The organism is Enterococcus sulfureus ATCC 49903 (assembly GCF_000407605.1).
Lineage (GTDB): Bacteria > Bacillota > Bacilli > Lactobacillales > Enterococcaceae > Enterococcus_G > Enterococcus_G sulfureus.
In genome coordinates, this window is the sequence record NZ_ASWO01000001.1 from 44,236 (window position 1) to 64,704 (window position 20,469).

Annotated in this window: 25 protein-coding genes; 7 read left to right on the forward strand and 18 right to left on the reverse strand. The window is 38.4% G+C overall.

The genetic code is table 11. The annotated features are described in order from the left end of the window. Positions 1 to 84 precede the first annotated feature (84 nt). From trmD to rpsP, 5 genes are all read right to left on the reverse strand, one after another. Positions 85 to 825: a tRNA (guanosine(37)-N1)-methyltransferase TrmD gene (gene trmD / locus I573_RS00215; RefSeq protein WP_016184537.1), complete on the reverse strand. Its 741-nt coding sequence runs from the start codon at positions 823 to 825 to the stop codon at positions 85 to 87. After that, the gene (gene rimM, locus I573_RS00220; RefSeq protein WP_016184538.1) at positions 815 to 1,336 is read right to left on the reverse strand and encodes a ribosome maturation factor RimM; all 522 of its coding nucleotides are present in this window, start codon (positions 1,334 to 1,336) and stop codon (positions 815 to 817) included. Before rimM ends, trmD begins: the two co-directional genes overlap by 11 nt. Positions 1,337 to 1,412: 76 nt before the next feature. Continuing rightward, complete coding sequence (locus I573_RS00225) at positions 1,413 to 1,679, reverse strand: hypothetical protein (RefSeq protein WP_016184539.1); 267 nt, start codon at positions 1,677 to 1,679, stop codon at positions 1,413 to 1,415. 93 nt (positions 1,680 to 1,772) lie between these two features. After that, positions 1,773 to 2,033, reverse strand: a complete 261-nt coding sequence (locus I573_RS00230; protein WP_016184540.1) for a KH domain-containing protein — start codon at positions 2,031 to 2,033, stop codon at positions 1,773 to 1,775. 11 nt (positions 2,034 to 2,044) lie between these two features. Next, positions 2,045 to 2,320, reverse strand: coding sequence for a 30S ribosomal protein S16 (rpsP, locus tag I573_RS00235; protein ID WP_016184541.1), 276 nt, complete (start codon positions 2,318 to 2,320; stop codon positions 2,045 to 2,047). A 188-nt stretch (positions 2,321 to 2,508) separates the two neighbouring features. Between rpsP and I573_RS00240 the strand changes: the two genes are divergently transcribed. After that, complete coding sequence (locus tag I573_RS00240; protein WP_016184542.1) at positions 2,509 to 3,057, forward strand: NADPH-dependent FMN reductase; 549 nt, start codon at positions 2,509 to 2,511, stop codon at positions 3,055 to 3,057. Positions 3,058 to 3,135: 78 nt separating this feature from the next. Here the strand turns inward: I573_RS00240 and I573_RS00245 are convergent, their stop codons facing one another. The 3 genes from I573_RS00245 to I573_RS00255 form a co-directional block, all read right to left on the reverse strand. Then, positions 3,136 to 3,321 carry a hypothetical protein gene (locus I573_RS00245; protein WP_016184543.1) on the reverse strand — a complete coding sequence of 62 codons (186 nt, stop codon included), beginning with the start codon at positions 3,319 to 3,321 and terminating at the stop codon, positions 3,136 to 3,138. Between the two features lie 107 nt (positions 3,322 to 3,428). After that, complete coding sequence (ffh, locus tag I573_RS00250; RefSeq protein ID WP_016184544.1) at positions 3,429 to 4,847, reverse strand: signal recognition particle protein; 1,419 nt, start codon at positions 4,845 to 4,847, stop codon at positions 3,429 to 3,431. Between the two features lie 14 nt (positions 4,848 to 4,861). After that, positions 4,862 to 5,200 (reverse strand): putative DNA-binding protein, encoded by a 339-nt coding sequence (locus I573_RS00255; RefSeq protein WP_016184545.1) that lies wholly within the window; start codon positions 5,198 to 5,200, stop codon positions 4,862 to 4,864. Positions 5,201 to 5,329: 129 nt separating this feature from the next. Between I573_RS00255 and I573_RS00260 the strand changes: the two genes are divergently transcribed. Continuing rightward, a complete protein-coding gene (locus tag I573_RS00260; protein ID WP_016184546.1) occupies positions 5,330 to 6,034 on the forward strand; it encodes a response regulator transcription factor in 705 nt (234 codons plus the stop codon). Then, the gene (locus I573_RS00265; protein ID WP_016184547.1) at positions 6,031 to 7,770 is read left to right on the forward strand and encodes a sensor histidine kinase; all 1,740 of its coding nucleotides are present in this window, start codon (positions 6,031 to 6,033) and stop codon (positions 7,768 to 7,770) included. The genes I573_RS00260 and I573_RS00265 overlap by 4 nt, the downstream gene beginning before the upstream one ends. 61 nt (positions 7,771 to 7,831) lie before the next feature. Here I573_RS00265 and I573_RS00270 read toward each other — a convergent pair whose 3' ends face one another. The 9 genes from I573_RS00270 to map all read right to left on the reverse strand — a co-directional run bounded on the left by I573_RS00270 (position 7,832) and on the right by map (position 15,402). Then, the gene (locus I573_RS00270) at positions 7,832 to 8,716 is read right to left on the reverse strand and encodes a phosphate ABC transporter substrate-binding protein PstS family protein (protein WP_016184548.1); all 885 of its coding nucleotides are present in this window, start codon (positions 8,714 to 8,716) and stop codon (positions 7,832 to 7,834) included. 123 nt (positions 8,717 to 8,839) lie between these two features. Next, complete coding sequence (locus I573_RS00275; protein WP_016184549.1) at positions 8,840 to 10,015, reverse strand: pyridoxal phosphate-dependent aminotransferase; 1,176 nt, start codon at positions 10,013 to 10,015, stop codon at positions 8,840 to 8,842. Positions 10,016 to 10,072: 57 nt separating this feature from the next. Then, on the reverse strand, positions 10,073 to 10,603 hold the full coding sequence (locus I573_RS00280) for a hypothetical protein (protein WP_016184550.1): 531 nt from the start codon (positions 10,601 to 10,603) through the stop codon (positions 10,073 to 10,075). Between the two features lie 66 nt (positions 10,604 to 10,669). Continuing rightward, positions 10,670 to 10,906 carry a heavy-metal-associated domain-containing protein gene (locus I573_RS00285; RefSeq protein WP_016184551.1) on the reverse strand — a complete coding sequence of 79 codons (237 nt, stop codon included), beginning with the start codon at positions 10,904 to 10,906 and terminating at the stop codon, positions 10,670 to 10,672. Positions 10,907 to 10,911: 5 nt separating this feature from the next. Continuing rightward, a complete protein-coding gene (locus I573_RS00290) occupies positions 10,912 to 11,349 on the reverse strand; it encodes a CopY/TcrY family copper transport repressor (RefSeq protein ID WP_016184552.1) in 438 nt (145 codons plus the stop codon). A gap of 96 nt (positions 11,350 to 11,445) precedes the next feature. Beyond that, positions 11,446 to 12,441, reverse strand: a complete 996-nt coding sequence (locus tag I573_RS00295; RefSeq protein WP_016184553.1) for an aldose epimerase family protein — start codon at positions 12,439 to 12,441, stop codon at positions 11,446 to 11,448. 111 nt (positions 12,442 to 12,552) lie between these two features. Continuing rightward, positions 12,553 to 13,689: a glycosyltransferase family 4 protein gene (locus I573_RS00300; RefSeq protein ID WP_016184554.1), complete on the reverse strand. Its 1,137-nt coding sequence runs from the start codon at positions 13,687 to 13,689 to the stop codon at positions 12,553 to 12,555. Then, complete coding sequence (locus I573_RS00305) at positions 13,689 to 14,618, reverse strand: YihY/virulence factor BrkB family protein (RefSeq protein ID WP_016184555.1); 930 nt, start codon at positions 14,616 to 14,618, stop codon at positions 13,689 to 13,691. Before I573_RS00305 ends, I573_RS00300 begins: the two co-directional genes overlap by 1 nt. A 19-nt stretch (positions 14,619 to 14,637) precedes the next feature. Next, the gene (gene map, locus I573_RS00310) at positions 14,638 to 15,402 is read right to left on the reverse strand and encodes a type I methionyl aminopeptidase (RefSeq protein ID WP_016184556.1); all 765 of its coding nucleotides are present in this window, start codon (positions 15,400 to 15,402) and stop codon (positions 14,638 to 14,640) included. Positions 15,403 to 15,558: 156 nt separating this feature from the next. Between map and I573_RS00315 the strand changes: the two genes are divergently transcribed. After that, on the forward strand, positions 15,559 to 16,002 hold the full coding sequence (locus tag I573_RS00315) for a flavodoxin (protein ID WP_016184557.1): 444 nt from the start codon (positions 15,559 to 15,561) through the stop codon (positions 16,000 to 16,002). Positions 16,003 to 16,112: 110 nt separating this feature from the next. Here I573_RS00315 and I573_RS00320 read toward each other — a convergent pair whose 3' ends face one another. Beyond that, the gene (locus I573_RS00320; RefSeq protein WP_016184558.1) at positions 16,113 to 16,706 is read right to left on the reverse strand and encodes a TetR/AcrR family transcriptional regulator; all 594 of its coding nucleotides are present in this window, start codon (positions 16,704 to 16,706) and stop codon (positions 16,113 to 16,115) included. Positions 16,707 to 16,935: 229 nt separating this feature from the next. On the opposite strand from I573_RS00320, the gene I573_RS00325 reads away from it, so the two are divergent. From I573_RS00325 to zwf, 3 genes are all read left to right on the forward strand, one after another. After that, positions 16,936 to 18,171 (forward strand): aminopeptidase, encoded by a 1,236-nt coding sequence (locus tag I573_RS00325; protein ID WP_016184559.1) that lies wholly within the window; start codon positions 16,936 to 16,938, stop codon positions 18,169 to 18,171. A 109-nt stretch (positions 18,172 to 18,280) separates the two neighbouring features. Then, the gene (gene efaR / locus I573_RS00330; RefSeq protein WP_016184560.1) at positions 18,281 to 18,943 is read left to right on the forward strand and encodes a transcriptional regulator EfaR; all 663 of its coding nucleotides are present in this window, start codon (positions 18,281 to 18,283) and stop codon (positions 18,941 to 18,943) included. Beyond that, positions 18,940 to 20,460, forward strand: a complete 1,521-nt coding sequence (gene zwf / locus I573_RS00335; RefSeq protein WP_211213384.1) for a glucose-6-phosphate dehydrogenase — start codon at positions 18,940 to 18,942, stop codon at positions 20,458 to 20,460. The genes efaR and zwf overlap by 4 nt, the downstream gene beginning before the upstream one ends. Positions 20,461 to 20,469: the final 9 nt, after the last annotated feature.

Here is a 20,469-nt window from a genome sequence, read left to right on the forward strand (position 1 = left end):
GGAATATTGTAATAGTTGAGCTTTCACTCACTAAAGCATCATAGCATACCTAGCCCCTAAATGTAAAGAAAAAATCTTGACGGTTTATTGATTTTCTTCGCGCTTGATTTCGGCTAACCATTTTTCCATTTGCGGAGTCAATTCATAGGCTGCTAACATATCTGGACGACGTAAATAGGTGCGTCGTAATGACTCTTTGGTTTGCCACTCTTCAATCAATTTATGATTGCCATTCGTTAGCACTTCTGGCACTTTCATCCCTCTAAAATCAGCTGGACGTGTATACTGTGGGTGTTCCAATAACCCTGTTGAATGTGAATCGGTTTGTGCAGAAAGATTATTTCCCAATACATCCGGCAATAAACGTACGGTAGCATCGATCATCACCATGGCGCCTAATTCGCCACCTGTAAGCACATAGTCTCCTAAGGATACTTCATCTGTCACAAGTGTACGGATCCGCTCATCGTAGCCTTCATAATGGCCACAGATAAAGACTAGTTGCTCTTCTTTTGAAAACTCTTCAGCCATGTGCTGATCGAATTTTTTTCCAGCTGGATCAAGTAAAATGACACGTGGCGTCACTTCAGGTCGCTCTTGTTTAATAGCTTCGATATTATCAAAAATCGGTTGTACTTTTAATAACATCCCCGCACCACCGCCATATGGATAATCATCCACTGTCTGATGCTTATTGTCTGAGAAGTCACGGAAATTTGATACTCGAATATCTAGTAAGCCTTTATCGCGTGCTTTTCCAATAATCGATTCTCCCATGGGTCCTTCAAACATTCGAGGAAATAGCGTCAATACATCAATTCTCATCGTCTAATAACCCCTCAGGAATTTCTACGATTACTTCACCTTGTTTAATATCGACTTTTTTGACCACAGATTCGATATACGGAATCAACGCATCTTTTTTACCTGGACGTTGGATCACCCAAACATCATTGGCTCCTGGTGATAAGATCTCTTTGATCTTTCCTAGTACACGATCGTCTTCTTTTACCTCAAGACCAATGATTTCATGATAGTAAAAAGCATTTTCTTCTAATTCACCAAGTTCATCTTTTGATATTTTTAAGATTCCATCTCGAAACGGTTCCACATCATTGATAAATGGATAGCCTTCAAAAGTTAATAAATCAAAATTTTTATGTTTACGGTGGGATTCGATCACAAGTTTCAATGGTTTTTGATGTTCATGAAATAACATCAAACTATTTCCTGGTTGATACCGTTCTTCTGGAAAATCTGTTTGTGAGATCACACGAACTTCACCACGGATTCCGTGCGTATTCACGATTTTTCCTACATTTAAATACTCTGTCACTTTCTTGTCCTCATTTCTATTAAATTCTGGTTTATTGTATCACGGATACGTAGTCTTTGCATCTACTACCAGAAACTCAGATCGGTAAGGATTGTTGGATAAATTGAGTAAAACGTTCGACTTGTTGGGCAATAAATGCGATGGCTTGATTCGTCGTTTCGCGTAAGGTTCCACTTGGTAAAAAGCTTGCGAGTTGATAGAATGCTTGAAAGATTGTATCGCGAAAATACCATGCGACAAATAATACAACTAGAAATCCAAATATCCGCCATACTAACCGACTGATTTTAAAGATCAACCAGATCAAGATGATCACAATCACTAAAAATAGTATATTTTCCATAAATACCTCCTAAAATACTTAGTATGACAGGTTTTCTTTGGAAAAAATAGTCTCATGATCCATTCTTAAAAAAAGCACAAAAAAAGCCCTGAATTATTCAGAGCTTTTTGCACCTTGATCCAAGATCGTCAGACGAATTTTTTGTTTGGTTTGCGTCCGTACACTATATACGATTGTCCGAATTGCTTTTGCAACGCGTCCTTGCTTACCAATCACTCGTCCAATATCTTCTGGAGCAACTGCTAATTGATATTCAATGAAATCTTCTGATTCAATCACGTTAACCGTCATTTGATCAGGTTCAGTAACTAATGGACCCACGATTGTTAAGATTAACTCTTTCACATCTGCCATAAGTTTCCCTCTTATTTCTTAGTGAATTTAGCTTCGTGATGTTTCTTCATAACGCCTTCTTTAGAAAGTAAGTTACGAACTGTATCAGAAGGTTGCGCACCTTTAGATAACCAATCTAAAACTAATTCTTCTTTAAGAGTTACTTCAGCTGGATCTTTTAAAGGGTTGTAAGTACCTACTGTTTCGATGAAGCGTCCATCACGTGGAGAACGTGAATCAGCAACTACGATACGGTAAAAAGGACTTTTCTTAGAACCCATACGTTTTAAACGAATTTTTACTGCCATTACGATATACACCTCCGTTGGTTTTAATCACAAGATGTATTCTATCAGTTTTTTATCCAGGTGTAAAGAGTTTTTTCTTTACAGTTACTAAAAAAATTCACTTACTTTTTAAAAGGGATATCTTTTGCATTATTTTTAGATTTTTCTTACAATAAATATGTACTTGAATTTAAGGAGGATGTTTGCATATGACAAAAACAATTGGTGTATTAGTTGGAAGTTTACGTGAGGGTTCGTATAATAAGTTAGCTGCTGAAACGTTTATTTCATTACTACCTGAGGGATTTGAAGGGAAACTGATCGAGATTGGCGATCTACCGCTTTACAATGAAGATTTAGATGTTGAAGGAAAAGTTCCTGAAGCATGGACACGTTTTAGACATGAATTAAATGCAGTTGACGGAGTGTATTTCTTTACTCCAGAATACAATCGTTCAATGCCTGCCACAATCAAAAATGCACTAGATGTAGGCTCTCGTCCTTATGGTCAAAGTGCATGGGATGGAAAACCTGCTTTAGTCGTTTCAGTTTCAGTCGGAGCAGTTAGTGGTTTTGGTGCGAACCATCACTTACGTCAATCACTCGTCTTTTTAAATGTCCCAACATTGCAACAACCTGAAGCGTATATCGGAAATGTAACAAACTTATTAGAAGATGGTGCCTTCAAACAAGATACAAAAGATTTCTTCCAAATGATTACAGATAAATATATCGAATTTTTCAATCGCTTTGCCTAAAAACAAACCCCTACAGTTAGATGACTGTAGGGGTTTTTCATAATAAAAAGCGTCCGTTAAGCACGAACGCTTTGGTGATTACTCTTTATCTTTTTTATCTTTGTGGTTAAATTTTTCAGCTACATCATCTGCAAATTCTTCAACTTTTTCTTTTACATCGCCGAAGCCTTTTTTGATTTTACCTTTTAGTTCTTCGGAGTTATCACCAGTTACTTTACCTTTAGTTTCTGTTACTTTACCTTCAACTTGTTCTTTGTTCACCATTGTGCATTCCCCTTTCTGTTATATAATAATAGTACCATGAGACCGTTTTTCCGACAAATAATACGCTATAAAAAAAGACAATCGAAAGTAGCGATTGTCTTTTCTCATTATTTTTTCTTTTTCTTTTTCTTCTTGTTTTTCTTAACCATACGATTCATCGCCATTTTGCCTAACTTTCCTTTGATTCCTGAACCAAACATTTGATCCATTCCTGGCATATCAAAGTTTCCATTCGACATTTTCTTCATCATCGTACGCGCTTCTTTAAATTGTTTGATCATACGATTGACTTCGACGACACTATTTCCCGAACCTGCAGCAATTCGACGACGGCGACTTGGATTTAATAAGTCTGGATTTTCACGTTCAGCCGGTGTCATTGAAAAGACGATGGCTTTTTTACGAGCGATATCTTTAGGATCGACTTTAAAGTTTTCCATTCCTGGCATTTGATTCATCCCCGGAATCATCTTCATCAAATCTTCCAATGGTCCCATGCTCATCACTTGATCAAGTTGTTCGATAAAATCATTGAAGTCAAAGCTATTTTCTTTCATTTTTTTCGCGAGCTCTTCGGCTTTTTGCTCGTCATAATCTTGTTGCGCACGCTCAATCAGCGTAAGCATATCTCCCATACCTAAAATACGGCTTGCCATACGATCAGGATGGAAAACTTCTAGATCGGTTAGTTTTTCACCAGTACCGGTAAATTTGATTGGTGCGCCCGTAATCGAACGGATCGATAATGCCGCTCCCCCACGAGTATCCCCATCAAGTTTTGTAATAATCACCCCGGTGATCCCTAATTGTTGATTAAAACTTTCGGCTACGTTGACCGCATCTTGTCCTGTCATCGCATCGACAACTAATAAAATTTCATTTGGTTGTGCTAGAGCTTTGATTTCTTGTAGCTCGTTCATCAATGCTTCATCGACGTGTAAACGACCGGCTGTATCGATCAATACATAATCATTTTTCTTTTCTTTTGCTTGTTCTAATCCTTGGCGTACGATTTCAACCGGACTAACTTCTGTTCCCATATCAAACACAGGAACATCTAATTGTTGACCTAATACTTTTAATTGATCGATTGCGGCTGGACGGTACACGTCTCCTGCAATCAATAATGGGCGCGCATTTTCTGTTTTCTTTAAATGATTCGCCAATTTCCCAGTAAATGTCGTCTTACCTGCCCCTTGTAATCCGACCATCATGATCACAGTCGGAATCTTAGGATTTTTTTCTAGTTCAACTGTTTCTGATCCTAATGTTTTGGTTAATTCTTCATTTACGATTTTGACGATTTGTTGTGCGGGTGACAAACTATCTAATACTTCTGTCCCTACTGCACGTTCACGTACACTTTTCGTAAATTCTTTTACTACTTTTAAATTTACATCGGCTTCTAATAATGCAAGACGGATCTCACGCATCATTTCTTTTACATCAGCTTCTGTTACTTTTCCTTTTTTACGTAATTTCCCCATCGCTTGTTGTAAGCGATCTGTTAAACTTTCAAATGCCATAATAATTCCTTCCTTTATTCATCGATTTCTTGTAATTGTGCAATCAACGGCGCAATCACTTGATCTTGTCCATATTGTGTCTTCACATAGCGTTCCAATTCATCGAGTACTTGGGTACGGACGATGTAATTTGAATACATGTGTAATTTACGTTCATAATCTTCTAAAATTTTTTCAGTTCGCTTGATATTGTCATAAACAGCTTGACGGCTGACCCCATATTCTTCTGCGATTTCTCCCAAAGAAAAGTCATCCGCATAGTAAAGTTCCATGTAATTCATTTGTTTTTGTGTCAAAAGAGTAGAATAGAATTCAAATAACGCATTCATACGATTCGTTTTTTCAATCTCCATATATTCCCCTCCTTTACTGAACGCTTCGTCTTCGTCAAAGTCGAGTCTTATTATACCATAGTCCCGCTTAGAATTTCATGATAAAATAGAGAAAGCAATCTACTTATTCTTAAAGGAGTAACACATATCATGAAAAAAATACTTGTGGTCGACGATGAACCTTCGATCGTAACTTTATTAACATTTAATTTAGAAAAAGAAGGCTACCATGTCACGACTGCCCAAGATGGTCTAGAAGCCTTTCATATTGCTTTAAATGAACAATTTGATTTTTTACTTGTCGATGTGATGCTCCCAGGCCTGGATGGGATCGAACTGACGCGTAAATTACGCCAAGAAAAAATTGAGACCCCAATTTTGATCCTGACCGCAAAAGACGATCCAATCGATCGCATCTTAGGACTTGAAATCGGAGCAGATGATTATATCAGCAAACCTTTTAGTCCTAGAGAAGTTTTGGCGCGTATGAAGGCGATCTCACGACGAATGGAACACCGCAGTATTCCAAACGACGAGTCTGTTGAAAAACCAATTCGTATCGGAGAGATTTATGTGGATACGACCAATTACCAAGTATATGTTCGCAATCAATTGATCGATCTTACACCAAAAGAATTTGAACTTTTAGTTTATTTCATGAAACGTAAAAATCGTGTGATCGATCGAGATACGCTACTCGATCGTATTTGGAAATTTGATTTTGATGGCCAAACAAGAATCGTGGATGTTCATATCAGTCATCTACGCGAAAAAATCGAACGTGATCCCAAACGTCCTGAATACCTTATGACTATACGCGGATTTGGGTATAAATTTCAGGATCCGACTCAATGAGACAACTGAAGATTTGGTGTAAGAATTATGGATGGATCACACTGTTGCTCTTGTCCCTTTTTTTGATTAGTTGGCAATTTATCACTCGTTTTTACGATCAACAAGTCACACAACAACAAGTCACTTATTTAGAAAAAAAAGGAACATTTTTATTAACCGTTAGTCAAAATGAGCTATCTCAAGTCGAACGATTTGCAAAACAAGATCTAGTACAACAAGGTGAACGGATCACCCTTTTAAATCAAGCTGGAAAAATCATTTATGATAGTTATGATCCAACATTACAGACAGATTCCAGAACAACGCGTCCTGAAATCAAAGCCGTGATGGATGGAAATTCACTTGGACAAGCCATTCGAACAAGTACGACGTTACATGAAACCTTATTATACGTTGCTTTACCTATCAAAAAAGATGGACAGATCATTGGTTACTTACGTTTATCAGAACCTATTACTGAATTTGTTGATCAAGCTGCTGGTATCAAACGCTCGATTTTTATTTGCTACCTATTATTTTATCTCACTGGCTACTTATTGGTCTTTCGAATCATTCGTAAACGCAATCGTCCAGTCGAGACCGTATTGCCTGTATTGCAACGCATGCTTGAAGATCCTAAAACAAAAAAAACATTGATCTATGAATCTGACTCACCGGATATGCAAGAGCTTTATCAGGTCATCACAAAGTTAAACGAGCAAATGCATCAAACCTATGCCGCTTATGAAACAAGTGAAAAACGACTATCGACCTTACTTAATGAGCTGATGATCGGTGTTTTTTTACTAGACGATCAACAAGTCATTACGATGAATGTCGTCATGCAAAAAATGTTGGGCCTTCAAGAAGCACCTAAAGAAAATCAAGTGTTTACACACGTCTTTACCGATACTCAGTTGATCCAACTGATTTATCATGTCAGTGAAGACTGTCCCTTCGTTCAAGAAGAAATCACGTTAGCCAAAACCAACACGGTAGTCGATGTCACCTTACGCTACTTTAAAGAAGACCATCAAATTTTAGCAACGGCTTATGATCTAACTAAAATCCGCCAGCTTGAAAAAATGCAGCGTGATTTTGTTGGCAATGTGACTCATGAATTAAAAACGCCTGTCACCTCATTGATTGGTTTTACCGAGACGTTATTAGATGGGGCCAAAGAAGATCCCGAAACCTTGGATAAGTTTTTATTGATCATGCAAAAAGACGCGAAACGTTTGGAAGCATTGATCCAACAAGTGATTCAATTATCCAAAATGTCGACGCGCTATGATTATGAGTGGAAAACGATCCCTGTCTATGCCTTCATTAAACAAGTAACGGAACGCTATCAAGCACTTAGTCATCAAAAAGAGGTCACGTTCTTATTAGAAGGATCTGATCAGTTATTGTTCTTGACTAAAATGGAACTATTTGATGGTATCTTAAAAAATCTAATTGAAAATGCACTCTTTTATTCGCCTGAACATACGACGATTACGATCCGCTTTGCTGTAGAAGAAAATCAATTGGTACTAGCTGTCATCGATCAAGGGATGGGAATTGAAAAAGAAGATCAAGAGCGTATCTTTGAACGCTTCTACCGGATCGATAAAGCCCGTACACGTCATTCTGGTGGTTCTGGATTAGGGCTAGCTATCGTAAAAGAATATATCGATGTCCTTGGTGGAAACATCTATGTTGAAAGCGAACTAAACAAAGGCTCTACGTTCCATATTCGATTACCCCTTTATTAACCTAATAAAAGAGGCTGTGACAGATTTCTGCCATAGCCTCTTTTTTGATCAACATGATTCCTTATTTTTGAGTGATCGCTCCATCGACAGAACGTTCCACTTTCATCGCCGTAATCGGTAGATACCCTAACTCTTTGACCACACCTTCTTGTACATCATCACTTACCATATAGTCTAAAAATGTTTTGACTTCTTTATCAGGTTGACCTTTCGTATACATATGTTCATAAGACCAAATCTTCCAATCATTTGTTTCGATTGCTTCAGCTGTCGGTTTTACACCATCTAGAGACAGCGTTTGTAGGGAATCATCTAAGTAAGAAAGGGCTAAATAACTGATTGCACCTGGGGTTTGAGCGACGATTTTCTTCACAGCACCTGATGAATCTTGTTCTTGACTTTGAACAGATTCTGCTCCATCTAAGCCCCATTTTTCAAAAGTCGCACGTGTACCACTTCCTGAAGCACGATTGACAACCGTAACGGCAACATCTTTACCGCCAACTTCTTTCCAATTCTTGATTTTACCTGTAAATATATCGACTAATTGTTTTTGGGAAATATTGTCAACACCGACTTCTTTATTGGCTACTGGCGACATACCAACGACAGCTACTTTGTGGTCTACCAATTGATCTGCTGCTACCCCTTCTTTTTCTTCTGCAAAAACATCTGAATTTCCGATTGTAACTGCGCCACTAGCGACTTGGCTCAGCCCTGTACCCGAACCACCGCCTTGGATCGTAATTGTATAGTTAGCGTGCTCTGCTACAAAGTTTTCTTGCGCTGCTTCCACTAAAGGTTGCAGTGCTGTTGAACCTACAGCAACGATTTCTACTGGTTTTGTAGACGAAGCACCCGAATCATTTGTTGTTGAACTTGCATTATTGCCACACCCTGCAAGTAATACTCCTGTTAACACTAACATAGCACCTAATTTTTTCATGTTGTATCTCCTCTCTTTTTTACATCCTTAGTGTACCAAGCATGTGTAAAGAGAGAATGGACTTTATGTAAACTTTACGCCGAAGTTTGTCAACTTTATGTAAAGAAAAAAAGCTTAGAAACTCTAAGCTTTTTGTTCTTTCATATAATCACCTAAACGAGTCATCGCTTCTATTAATTGTTCCATGCTCGCTGCATAACTGATTCGTACATATCCTTCTGCTTCAGGACCAAAGGCGATTCCTGGAATGATCGCAAGCTGATTTTTTTCTGCTAGATCTACGCAAAACGCCATTGAATCTTGTAGATAACTTTCAGGGATCTTTGCAAAGATATAAAAAGCACCGGATGGTTTCGCAATCTCAAATCCCATATCACGCATCGCATCATAAACCATATTGCGACGTTTACGGTATTCTTCTTTCATCACTTGCGCATCATTGATTCCTTCTACTAAGGCACGTACTGCAGCTTTTTGAGAAATTGTAGACGCTGCCGTTACTAGATATTGATGGACTTTGATGATTTGTTGTGCCAAGATTTGTGGGGCAAAAATAAACCCGATCCGCCACCCTGTCATCGCATGCGATTTCGATAAGCCATTGATTACGATCGTTTGATCATATAAGAATTCTGCGATACTTTGATGTGGCGCATCGTAGGATAACTCGCTATAGATCTCATCGCTGATTACAAATACCTCATATTTTTTCAAAACATCTGCCAATGCTTGTAATTCACTTGCCGTATACGTCACACCGGTAGGATTGCTTGGGAAATTCAAGATCACTGCTTTGACCTTATTTCCACGAGCCATCAATTCTTTTTCTAACGCTTCTGGTGATAGAATAAAGCCGTTGCTCGTTGTGTCAATATACACGGGTGTCGCACCAGCTAAATGAATGATCGGTTCATAACCTGGATAGATTGGTGCAGGCAAGATCACTTCATCACCAGGAACTAGCATACTCAGCAATGTCGCAGAAATCGCTTCTGTTGCTCCAACAGTTACCATCACTTCCGTTTGCCAATCGTAATTTACTTGATATTTTTCTTTAAAAAATGCTGAAGCCGCCTGACGAATATCATTCAATCCCGCCATTCCAGAATAATGACTAAAATTATCTTCGATTGCTTGTATTCCTGCTTGTTTGACGTGTTCAGGTGTATCAAAATCAGGCTCTCCTAACGTAAGTTTGAGCATATTGGGAATTTTTGATACGCGCTCATCAAATTGACGAATCAATGAGACCGTGATTTTTTCTAATTCGGGATTAAACCGTTGACTTAAAGTTGACACATACTTCACTCCTTTTTTCATATAGTAGCAGATTTTTTAAGAAGAAACAGCTATAATTTAATCTTTAACTAAGATTTTTTTGATAATGATTTTTTTAACAAACGTAGATTGATAGTCTTCTTCACCAATCAATTCAATCGCAAAAGGTGTTCCATTTGCTTGAGCTAAGACGTAAGTTAGTTTACCCGTTGTTTGCAGCTCTTCTAACAACGTATCGATCCCTTGAAAAGCATCTCGTTTCGAGCTAAATCCAAAATCGGTTAATTGTTCATCTAATTTTTTGACCGCAATCGTTGTATTGGGAACGATTTTCGTTTTGACTAATTCTAACAGTTCGTCTGATCGCGCTTGGCTTGTCGCTTCGGGAGGATTAGTTACAACGATTTCTTCTTTTTTTGCACGCAAGTCATCTAATTCTTTCACTAACGATTCGTATAATTCTTGCGTCAACATTACTCCAGCGATTTTTTCACGGTTAAAAATATAGACACCCGTTTTTTCTTTTCTGGCTTGCTGAAAGACATCCATCGGTGATTTTTTCACTTCGGTAATAGAAGAAGTTGGGACTTCCAATTTTTTAAAGGTCATTGTGTCTACTCCTTTTTAGTTGTTTTTTTCATTATAGCATAGCTTGAAATTACAAAAAAAGCCTTCTCAAAAAAGAGAACGCTTTGTTTTGATGATTTTTGCTCGATAATGTGTAGTGGTATTGATTTGCTGTTCAATTGCTTCTTCTGCTAATTGTGTGTCGTCATAGGTCACGCGGGCTTCTTGTTTTTCTAAACTTACTTTAGCTTTTTTGATTCCAGGTAACGCTGTGATGGCTTGTTCAACATGTTTGACACAATTTTGACAACTCATACCCGTAATCTGTAATTCTTGTTTCATCATCTGACTCATCCTTTCTCGTGATGGCAATTGCACTGTCCTGGTAAACAGGTACAAGTAATCGACATAGGGTGTATTTGATCGATCGTTTCACGTAATAATTGCAGATCTTCTTGGCGAAGTGGTGTCGTTCGAATCATTTCCGCAATGGTTTCGCCCACGGTCGTAGCACAAAATCGAGCTAAAAAATCATCTGTCGCCAGTTTCATTGCATCAGTTTGACTTAATAACGGGCTATAGATAAATCGTTTGCCTTCTTTTGTCGTCTGTACCCACTCTTTAGTCACCAAGCGACCAAGTAAAGTTTTGACAGTCGTTAGTTTCCAGTCAAGTGACTCATGAAGTAACTCATAGATTTCTTTGGCTGTCGTGTGTTGTTTGTTCCAAATCACACGCATCACTTGCCATTCTGCTTCACTGACAACATGATCTTCTTTTTGAGGCACGCTATTCACTTCTTTCGTTTACAAAAGTAATCTTTATAAGCTATAGCTTACTCGCTTTTGGTCTTTCTGTCAAAAAAAGTAGCTGTCTACTGACAACTACTTCAGTTCCTCTAAATGATAGCGTGTTACCGAATGAAATGCTTGTTCTGGCTTCAGCGTGATCGAAGGAAAGTGCGTATAACGTTCACTTCCAGGAATCCCTTGTGTTTCGATCGCGATCGATCCACGATTAGCCATTACTTGCCCTTTTTTCATGGTTTCGCCTTCTTCATGTGTTCCTGTTGTATATAAAATCACAGTTGGTGCATCAGTTTTAACTGTTAGTTTCACTTGCTGATCAGCACTCACTAGCTCTAAATCTGCATCTGTTTCATGATGCAAAATAAACGGATCATCGAGTGCTACGTCTCCTATTGGTCGACTTGTTTCAAAGTCATAGGCCGTTCCTTCCACTGAAAGAACTTCGCCTGTTGTGGTCACATCTGCTAATTTTTCAGCGATATGATGCGCGCCGATGTGCAAGTGATGGTCATTGATCGGATTACGCGCATCACCCGATAAATTAAAGTAACCATGATTTGTCGGATTAAATAATGTTGGTTCATCCGTAGTGGCATCATATGTGATCGTAAGCTCATTTTCATTTGTCAATGTATACGTGACTGTAATATCAAGCGTTCCTGGAAAACGTTGATCTGGATCTGAAAAAACAGTTCGAAAGGCTACGCTAGCCTGATTTTCTTTTGAATCGACTGCAGCGTCAAACGTCACTTGATCTAGTCCCAATGCCCCGCTGTGTAATGTATGACCATTTTCTGTCGTTTCTAGTTGGTAGGTATGATCTCCTAGTGTAAATGTCCCTTCTTTGATCCGTCCAGCTACTGGCCCAATCGTTGCCCCAAAATAACGATGAGTCAAATGTTGATCTATTGAGTCGAATCCTACCACGATATCACGAGTCGTCTCTCCCATCTCGATTTCCCAACCTAGTAATCTAGCACCCACAGGACTTAAACTCACTCGTTGTGTGTCATTTTTTAGTGTGTAGACGATTCCCATTGTGTCTGTCTTTACGATTTGTACCTGAACCATTACGCTTCCTCCTAAATGTAAAGCCTTTCATTACTCTTGAGTATAGTGAAGTTTAAAATACAAGTCAAGAATACAAAAAAAATAAGTTCTTTAGGTCATCTCCCAAAAAACTTATTTTTTTTCTTTTTTCAATCGTTTAGACCATTTGGCTAACCGTTCATGACGAAATTGTTGATTTCCAAAGAATTGGAAGAAATGCATCAATGGCTGACGATTTTCACCTACTAAGCCAATCAATTCGATAAATAATTCCAGCCCTAAGGTTGTCATGATCACCAATAAGATGATCGCCATCGTACTTGCATAATTCATCAATAAAGCAATAAATGAAAAGATCATCGCCAATGCATAAATGGTCATCACAGCGCCTCGATGACTAAATCCTAAGGAGATCAAACGATGATGAAGATGCATACGATCAGGAGAAGAAATTTTTTGTTTATTAAACAAGCGGCGAATAATCGCGTAGATCGTATCCGTAATCGGCACACCTAGAATAAACATCGGCGTCAATACAGAGATAAAGGTTACGTTTTTTAACCCTTGTAATGAAAACACCGCAATAAAAAATCCTAACATCAACGCGCCAGTATCCCCTAAATAAATCGAAGCAGGATTGAAATTATAAGGGAAAAATCCCATCATTGAAGCTACTAAAGTAAAAATCATGATTGAAATAAATACACCATTATCTGGTAGATAAAAATAGCTCACCAATCCAATCGTGATCAATGCAATCATAGAGACGCCTGTTGCCAATCCATCTAGTCCATCGATCAAATTGACGGCATTTGTAATTGCTAAGATCCAAAGTAATGTGACTGGCAAACTGAGCCAATGGAGATCAAACATGCCGATGAATGGAATTGAAATCGTATTGATTCGAATTCCTGCAACATAATAGATCTCTAATCCCGCAATAATCAATCCAATCAATTTAGGCAGTGGCTTTAGTTCCCGTATATCATCAATCAAACCCGTGATCACAACGATCAACGCGCCTAATAAAATCGGAAGTACACTTGTATCCAATAGATTCGAACGAAATTCCCAAATCGTCGAGAGCGTAAAGGTAATAAAAATCGCCAATCCACCTGCAGTAGGCATCGGTTTTTTATTGATTCGTCGCGCATTGGGCATGTCGACGGCTCCGATTTGAAAAGCCAATAACTTCACGATCGGTGTGATCACTGCAGCAAACATCATCGTCAAAAATAACTGCGTAATAAGTTTAAAGGTAAATTCCATTAGTCAGACCCACCTTCTTTTTTTACTTTACGTTTGATTTTACGCGACAAGCGATTGATGCGATCTTTCCCTTGTTGCACTTCGCGCCCGCTGACCATTTCTTCAATCACGGCATTTAAAATCCCACCTAAAATAATGATCATCGAAATAAAATTCAACCAAATCATCAGAACGATAAAACTTCCGATAATCTGATACCCGCTGACCCGTCTAGCAAAGTAAGTCGCATAGATCCCAAAGACTTGGGACAACACGATCCAACCAATCGAAGTAAAGACTGCTCCAGGAAGCGCCGAACGTAATTTTACTCGACCGTTTGGTACTAACCAATAGATCATCGTCATCATCGCGATCAACACTACCATCGTCAGTGGCCAACGAATCGTTTGGAAGAGACTGACCCATTCACTTGGGAACTGCAAAATCGGTTGCAATACATCTAAAATCACTTTTCCAACACCAAAGACGATGAATACGCCGACAATCGAAATCATAAAGAAAATAATGACGACCAACGATACTGCACGGACCACAAAAAAGTTGGCTCGTTCTTCTACACCATAGGCTTTGTTCATCGCCGTTTGCAATGCATTGATACTTTTACTCGCTGACCATAACGCACCTAATGCCGAGATCGACAATAATTTTCCAGATCCCTGTGTCAATAATTCTTTGATTACAGGACCTAAAAATTGATAGATTTGCTCTGGGATCAGCTCTTGCATATACGGTAAAATTTTATTCGGATCGATTTGTAATAAAGGCAACACATTCCCTATTGCGATCAATAATGGAAAAACAGATAACAATAGATAATAGGTGACTACTACTGCGCTGTTTCCGATTTCCGCGTCTGTTAAGCGTGTTTTTAAAATATCTAGAAAATGGGTGAGTTTCTCATTTTGGAGAATCTTGTTTACACGTTTCATATGAGCTACCTCTCAGGCATTAGTACGTGCCTTCTTCTCCTTGTGAAGTCAATAGACGTGGACCATCTTTCGTAATCGCTAAGCTATGCTCATATTGGCAGCTTAATGAATTGTCTTTGCTGTAAGCTGTCCAACCATTTGGATCCATTTTCATCCGCCAATCGCCAATATTGACCATGGGTTCGATCGTAATGACCATTCCTTCACGCAAACGCAAGCCTTTTCCAGCTTGACCATAATGCGGGACCATGGGTTCTTCGTGGATCGTAGGTCCAATTCCATGTCCAATAAAGTCACGGACCAATCCATAACCCTCACCTTCAACATACGTTTGAATCGCATGTCCAATATCACCAATACGATTTCCAACTACCGCTTGTTCGATCCCAAGATAAAGAGCTTTTTTTGTTACTTCCATTAATTTCTCAACTTCAGGTGTTGGCGTTCCTACTGAATACGCCCAACATGAATCAGAGATAGCACCTTTATAGTCGACACACATATCGACCTTAATCAAATCGCCTTCTTTTAATACTTTTTTGCGTGGAAAACCATGACAGATTTCATCATTGATACTGCAACAAGTCGCATATTCATATCCTTCATAGCCAATTTGAGCTGCCACAGCTCCACGGCTTTCAATTAAATCACGAACAAATACTTCGATATCCCAGCTTGTAATCCCTGGTTTGATAAATGTGCGCAATTGTTTATGTACATCTGCTAAAATGGCACCAGATTCTGCCATTTGGTCAATTTCACGTTGTGATTTTAAAGTAATCATAATTTTTTCGTCCCCTTTATTTAAATACTACTCATTTTACCATAGGAGAATTCATTTTTCCAAATTCTCTCATGGTTTTGTTGTCTATTTTCAATCATTCTTTCTTTTGCTATACTAAGAGCAGATACAGAAATAACGAAGATGGTGGGAATAACAATGACTGTAGCAAAAATTGTTTATGCAAGTTTAACTGGAAACACAGAAGAAATCGCCGATATCGTAGCGGAAACAATGGAAGATGCTGGAATCGATGTCGAGATCAATGAGTGTACACAAGTTGATGCATCTGAATTTAGTGATGCTGATATTTGTATCGTTGCTTCATATACCTATGGAGATGGTGATCTTCCAGATGAAATCATGGACTTTTATGACGACTTAGAAGAACTCGATTTAACAGGTAAAATCTTTGGGGTCTGTGGTTCTGGCGATACATTTTACGATTTCTTTTGTAAAGCGGTAGATGACTTTGAAGCAGTATTTGAGAAAATTGGTGCTTCAAAAGGTGCGGATAGTGTAAAAGTCGATCTTGCAGCGGAAGAAGAAGACATCCAAGCGCTTGAAGCATTCGCAAAAAAACTGATTGAAGCCGCTCAATAATGCCAAAAAGGATATTCTAGACAGATTTTTCATTGTCTTAGAATACCCTTTTTTTCATACTGTTTTTTCGCATTTTCGTCCCTTACACTTCTAAAAACACTGAAACGGTCCTACAAAATCTCTTTGCTGTGGTTAATATCAACTACAATTTTTACATTATCATGCACAATTGTATTTAAAGTATCTTCCAAAATCTCGATTGTACGGTCGCGAGTTGGGTTGATAATTCCTGCTGACATTAAAGAAGCTAAACCTGTCGTCATGATCCAAAATCCCATATAAACAGATTGAAACTGTTCACTAGGTAATTCTGCGTATTCTGGATCTGTCGACGAAACTTTTTTAAACCATTCAAAAGAAGTTTCTTGCATTAATTCGCCATTTCCTGAATCTTCTAAATACAATGCTCGATACAAACGCTTCTCTGAGGTTGCAAAGTCGATATAATTTAAGCCAAAATCTACTAATTTGTTCCCAGTTACTTCACGAGTAAACACTTCAGTCGATAAATAATCAAAAATATCCTGAATCAATGTTTGCTTCAGATCGTCCATGTTTTTAAACTCCAAATAAATAGGCTGTGTTGAGCATTTCATCTTTGTAGCAATGTTTCTAGCTGTAAATTTCGAGAATCCTTCGCTTGCAACTACTTCATGAGCAGCTTTCAAGATTTGTTCGCGCGTAATCGTCTTTTTTCTAGCCATTTCTACATCTCCTTACAATTACAATACTTCGTTTCCGCCCTTACTATATTCATTCTAACACTCTTAGAACATAAAGCAAAGTTTCAGTCTCGATTATCAAAAATAATAATCGAAAAGATATTTTTGAGAACCTATCTCCGATGGATTATAATTGTCAGCATTTTTAGGCAATGTTATTATATAGGGAGTTATACAACAAATTATAATATAAAAAAGGAGCGAGGTTTTCATGTCTTTAGAAAATTTTAATAAAAATTTAAACAAATATGCAGAGTTGATTACAAAAGTTGGGGTCAACGTGCAAAAAGGCCAAACAATTGTTCTGAATATTAGCGTAGAACAAGCTCCTCTAGCTCGTTTGATCACTGCATCTGCTTATGCTTTAGGTGCTGCTGAAGTGGTCGTTCAATGGAGTGATGATACCATCCAACGTGAGTTTTTAGCTCATGCACAAACAGAACGCTTGACAGAAGTCCCTCAATATAAAGTCGACCAAGCAGATGATTGGGTTGAAAAAGGCGCAAGTCGCATTAGTGTAGTATCTGCTGATCCTAGCGCTCTAGCTGGAATCGATTCTTCACGGATTGCTTCTTACCAAGCCGCAGTTGGGAAAGCCATGATCAATCTTCGAAAAGCAAGCCAAGCCAACAAAATCAGTTGGACTGTCGTCGCAGCTGCTAGCCCTGCTTGGGCAAAACAAGTTTTCCCAAAACTTGACGAAGAAGAAGCTACAGATGCCTTGTGGGATCAAATTTTTAAAACGACACGAATTTATGAAGAAGATCCAATCAAAGCATGGCAAACACACGATGAAACTTTACGCACAAAAGCAGAATATTTAAACGAAGAGCAATTCGATGCACTACACTATACTGCACCAGGAACAGATCTTACAATTGGACTTCCTAAAAACCATAATTGGGAAGGAGCTGGAAGCTTTAATAGTCGCGGTGAAGAATTTATGGCCAACATGCCAACTGAAGAAGTCTTTACTGCACCAGATTCTCGTCGCATCAACGGCTATATCTCCAGTACAAAACCACTAAGCTACGCTGGTACGATTATTTCTGGTATGAAATTTACATTTGAAAACGGAAAGGTAACTGATTTTTCTGCAGAACAAGGCCAAGAGGTGTTGGCTAGTTTGCTTGATATCGATGAAGGCGCAAGAAGTTTAGGTGAAGTCGCACTTGTTCCCCATCACTCTCCAATCTCAAGTTCTGGAATCATTTTCTTTAACACCTTATTTGATGAAAATGCATCTAATCATTTGGCTTTAGGGTCTGCATATGCGTTTAGTCTAAATGGCGGAACTGAAATGAGCGAAGAAGAATTAGCACAAGCTGGATTAAATCGTAGTCAAACACACGTTGATTTTATGGTCGGTTCTGGTGAGATGTCGATTGACGGCATTCGTGAAGATGGCTCTCGTGTTCCGATTTTCCGTAATGGTGAATGGGCATAATCCAAAAAAGCAAAAACATCTGTGATGTTTTTGCTTTTTTCATGCCCTTTACATAGTAATATTTTCAATTTTTTGTTAAAATTTAGAACATACAGAAGGGATGAATGATATGACACCAAATCGTGAAGATTATTTAAAGCTGATATTAGAATTAGGTGGCGACCAAGAGAAAATCTCCAATAAGCAAATCGTCTCCGGATTAAATATCTCTGCGGCTTCTGTGAGTGAAATGATCACAAAGTTAGTAAAAGAAGGATTAGTCGATCATACTCCCTATCAAGGTGTCCAATTAACACAAGCTGGACTTGTCAATGCTAGCTCATTGATTAGACGCCACCGACTCTGGGAGGTCTTTTTGGTAGAACACCTTCAATATTCTTGGAATGAAGTTCACGATGACGCCGAAGTTTTAGAACATGTAACATCAAAAAAACTTGCGGAACGTTTAGAAGACTATCTTTCTCATCCGATGTATTGTCCTCACGGAGGTATGATCCCAAAAGCAGATGAGCCGATACGTGAGCAAAAACGTCATACACTGACTTCCTATCCTATTGGGACAAAAGTGAGAATCGCGCGTGTTCTAGATGAAAAAGAACTACTCGACTATCTAGTCTCTCTCGATCTTCAAATCCACGAAATCTATACGATCAGTGATATCGCAGATTACGAAGGACCGATTACGATCGAAAATGAAACAAAAAAACTTGCTGTCAGTTTCAAAGCAGCCTCTACAATTTTTGTAGACCAATTAGAAGGGTGTGACCAATAATGAAAGAAAAAAATGTCTTAATTACGATTTTTGGTGGAACTGGTGATTTAGCTCAACGTAAACTATATCCATCACTTTTCCGTCTTTACTTAAAAGGAGAACTACAAGAATCTTTTGCTGTCATTGGGACTGCAAGACGTCCTTGGAGCGATGAAAAATATCGTGAAGTGGTCCAAGAAACCATCAAAGATATAGCCGAATCAACAGAACAAGCAAAAACATTCTCAGAGCACTTTTATTATCAATCTCATGATGTAACAGATACCGAGCATTATGATCACTTAAAAGATCTAGCTGATCGTTTAGATAAACAATATGATCTACAAGGCAATCGTCTCTTTTATTTAGCGATGTCACCAAACTTTTTTGGCACGATCGTACAACATTTAGAATCTCAAGGTATGTTGGATACAGACGGTTACCATCGTGTCATCATTGAAAAACCATTTGGAACTGATTATGAATCTGCAAAAAAATTAAACGAAGAGATCAACGACGTCTTTTCAGAACAAGAAATTTACCGTATCGACCATTACTTAGGAAAAGAAATGATTCAAAACATCTCCGCAATTCGTTTTGCCAACAATATTTTTGAATCTATGTGGAATAACCGTTATATCGACAATATCCAAATCAATATCTCAGAAAACTTAGGTGTTGAAGAACGCGGTGGCTATTACGATAAAAGTGGTGCATTAAAAGATATGGTCCAAAATCATATCTTACAAGTGTTGGCGTTACTTGCTATGGAACCACCGATTGAATTTAGCGAACGTGGCATTCGTCAAGAAAAAATCAAAGCCCTAGATTCTGTACGGATCTATACACCAGAAGAAGTGAAAGAAAACTTTGTTCGTGGTCAATACGACGATGGTCATTTAGAAGATAAGACTTTTACTGGTTACCGTAAAGAAGACAATGTCGATCCAAATTCAGCAACAGAAACGTTTGTCGCTGGAAAATTCCAATTAGACAACTTCCGTTGGTCAGGTGTTCCATTTTACGTTCGTACCGGAAAACGTTTGACTGAAAAAGGAACACGAATCAATATCGTATTCAAACCAACACCGGTTAATGTATTCAAAACATCGATCACTGAACCGTCTGAACAAGAAACTTTAGCTCCAAATGTCTTAACGATTTATATCCAACCAACAGAAGGCTTCTCTTTATCTCTAAATGGGAAAGAAGTCGGAAATAGTTTTGATATGATTCCAGTCAAACTCGATTACCGAAATAGCGCAGAAATCATCGGCAACACACCTGAAGCTTATGAAAAATTGCTTTTAGATGCCTTTGAAGGTGATGGAACAAACTTTACCCATTGGGATGAGGTTGCACAATCATGGCGCATCGTGGATGTTATCCGTCATGCTTGGGACAATGAAACACCTGATTTTCCAAACTACGCAGCTGGAACAATGGGACCAAAAGCTGCTTATGATCTATTAGCTAAAGATGGCTTTGAATGGATTTGGACACCGGATGAATGGTATCGTGAACGCAACTTATTATAAACATAAAAA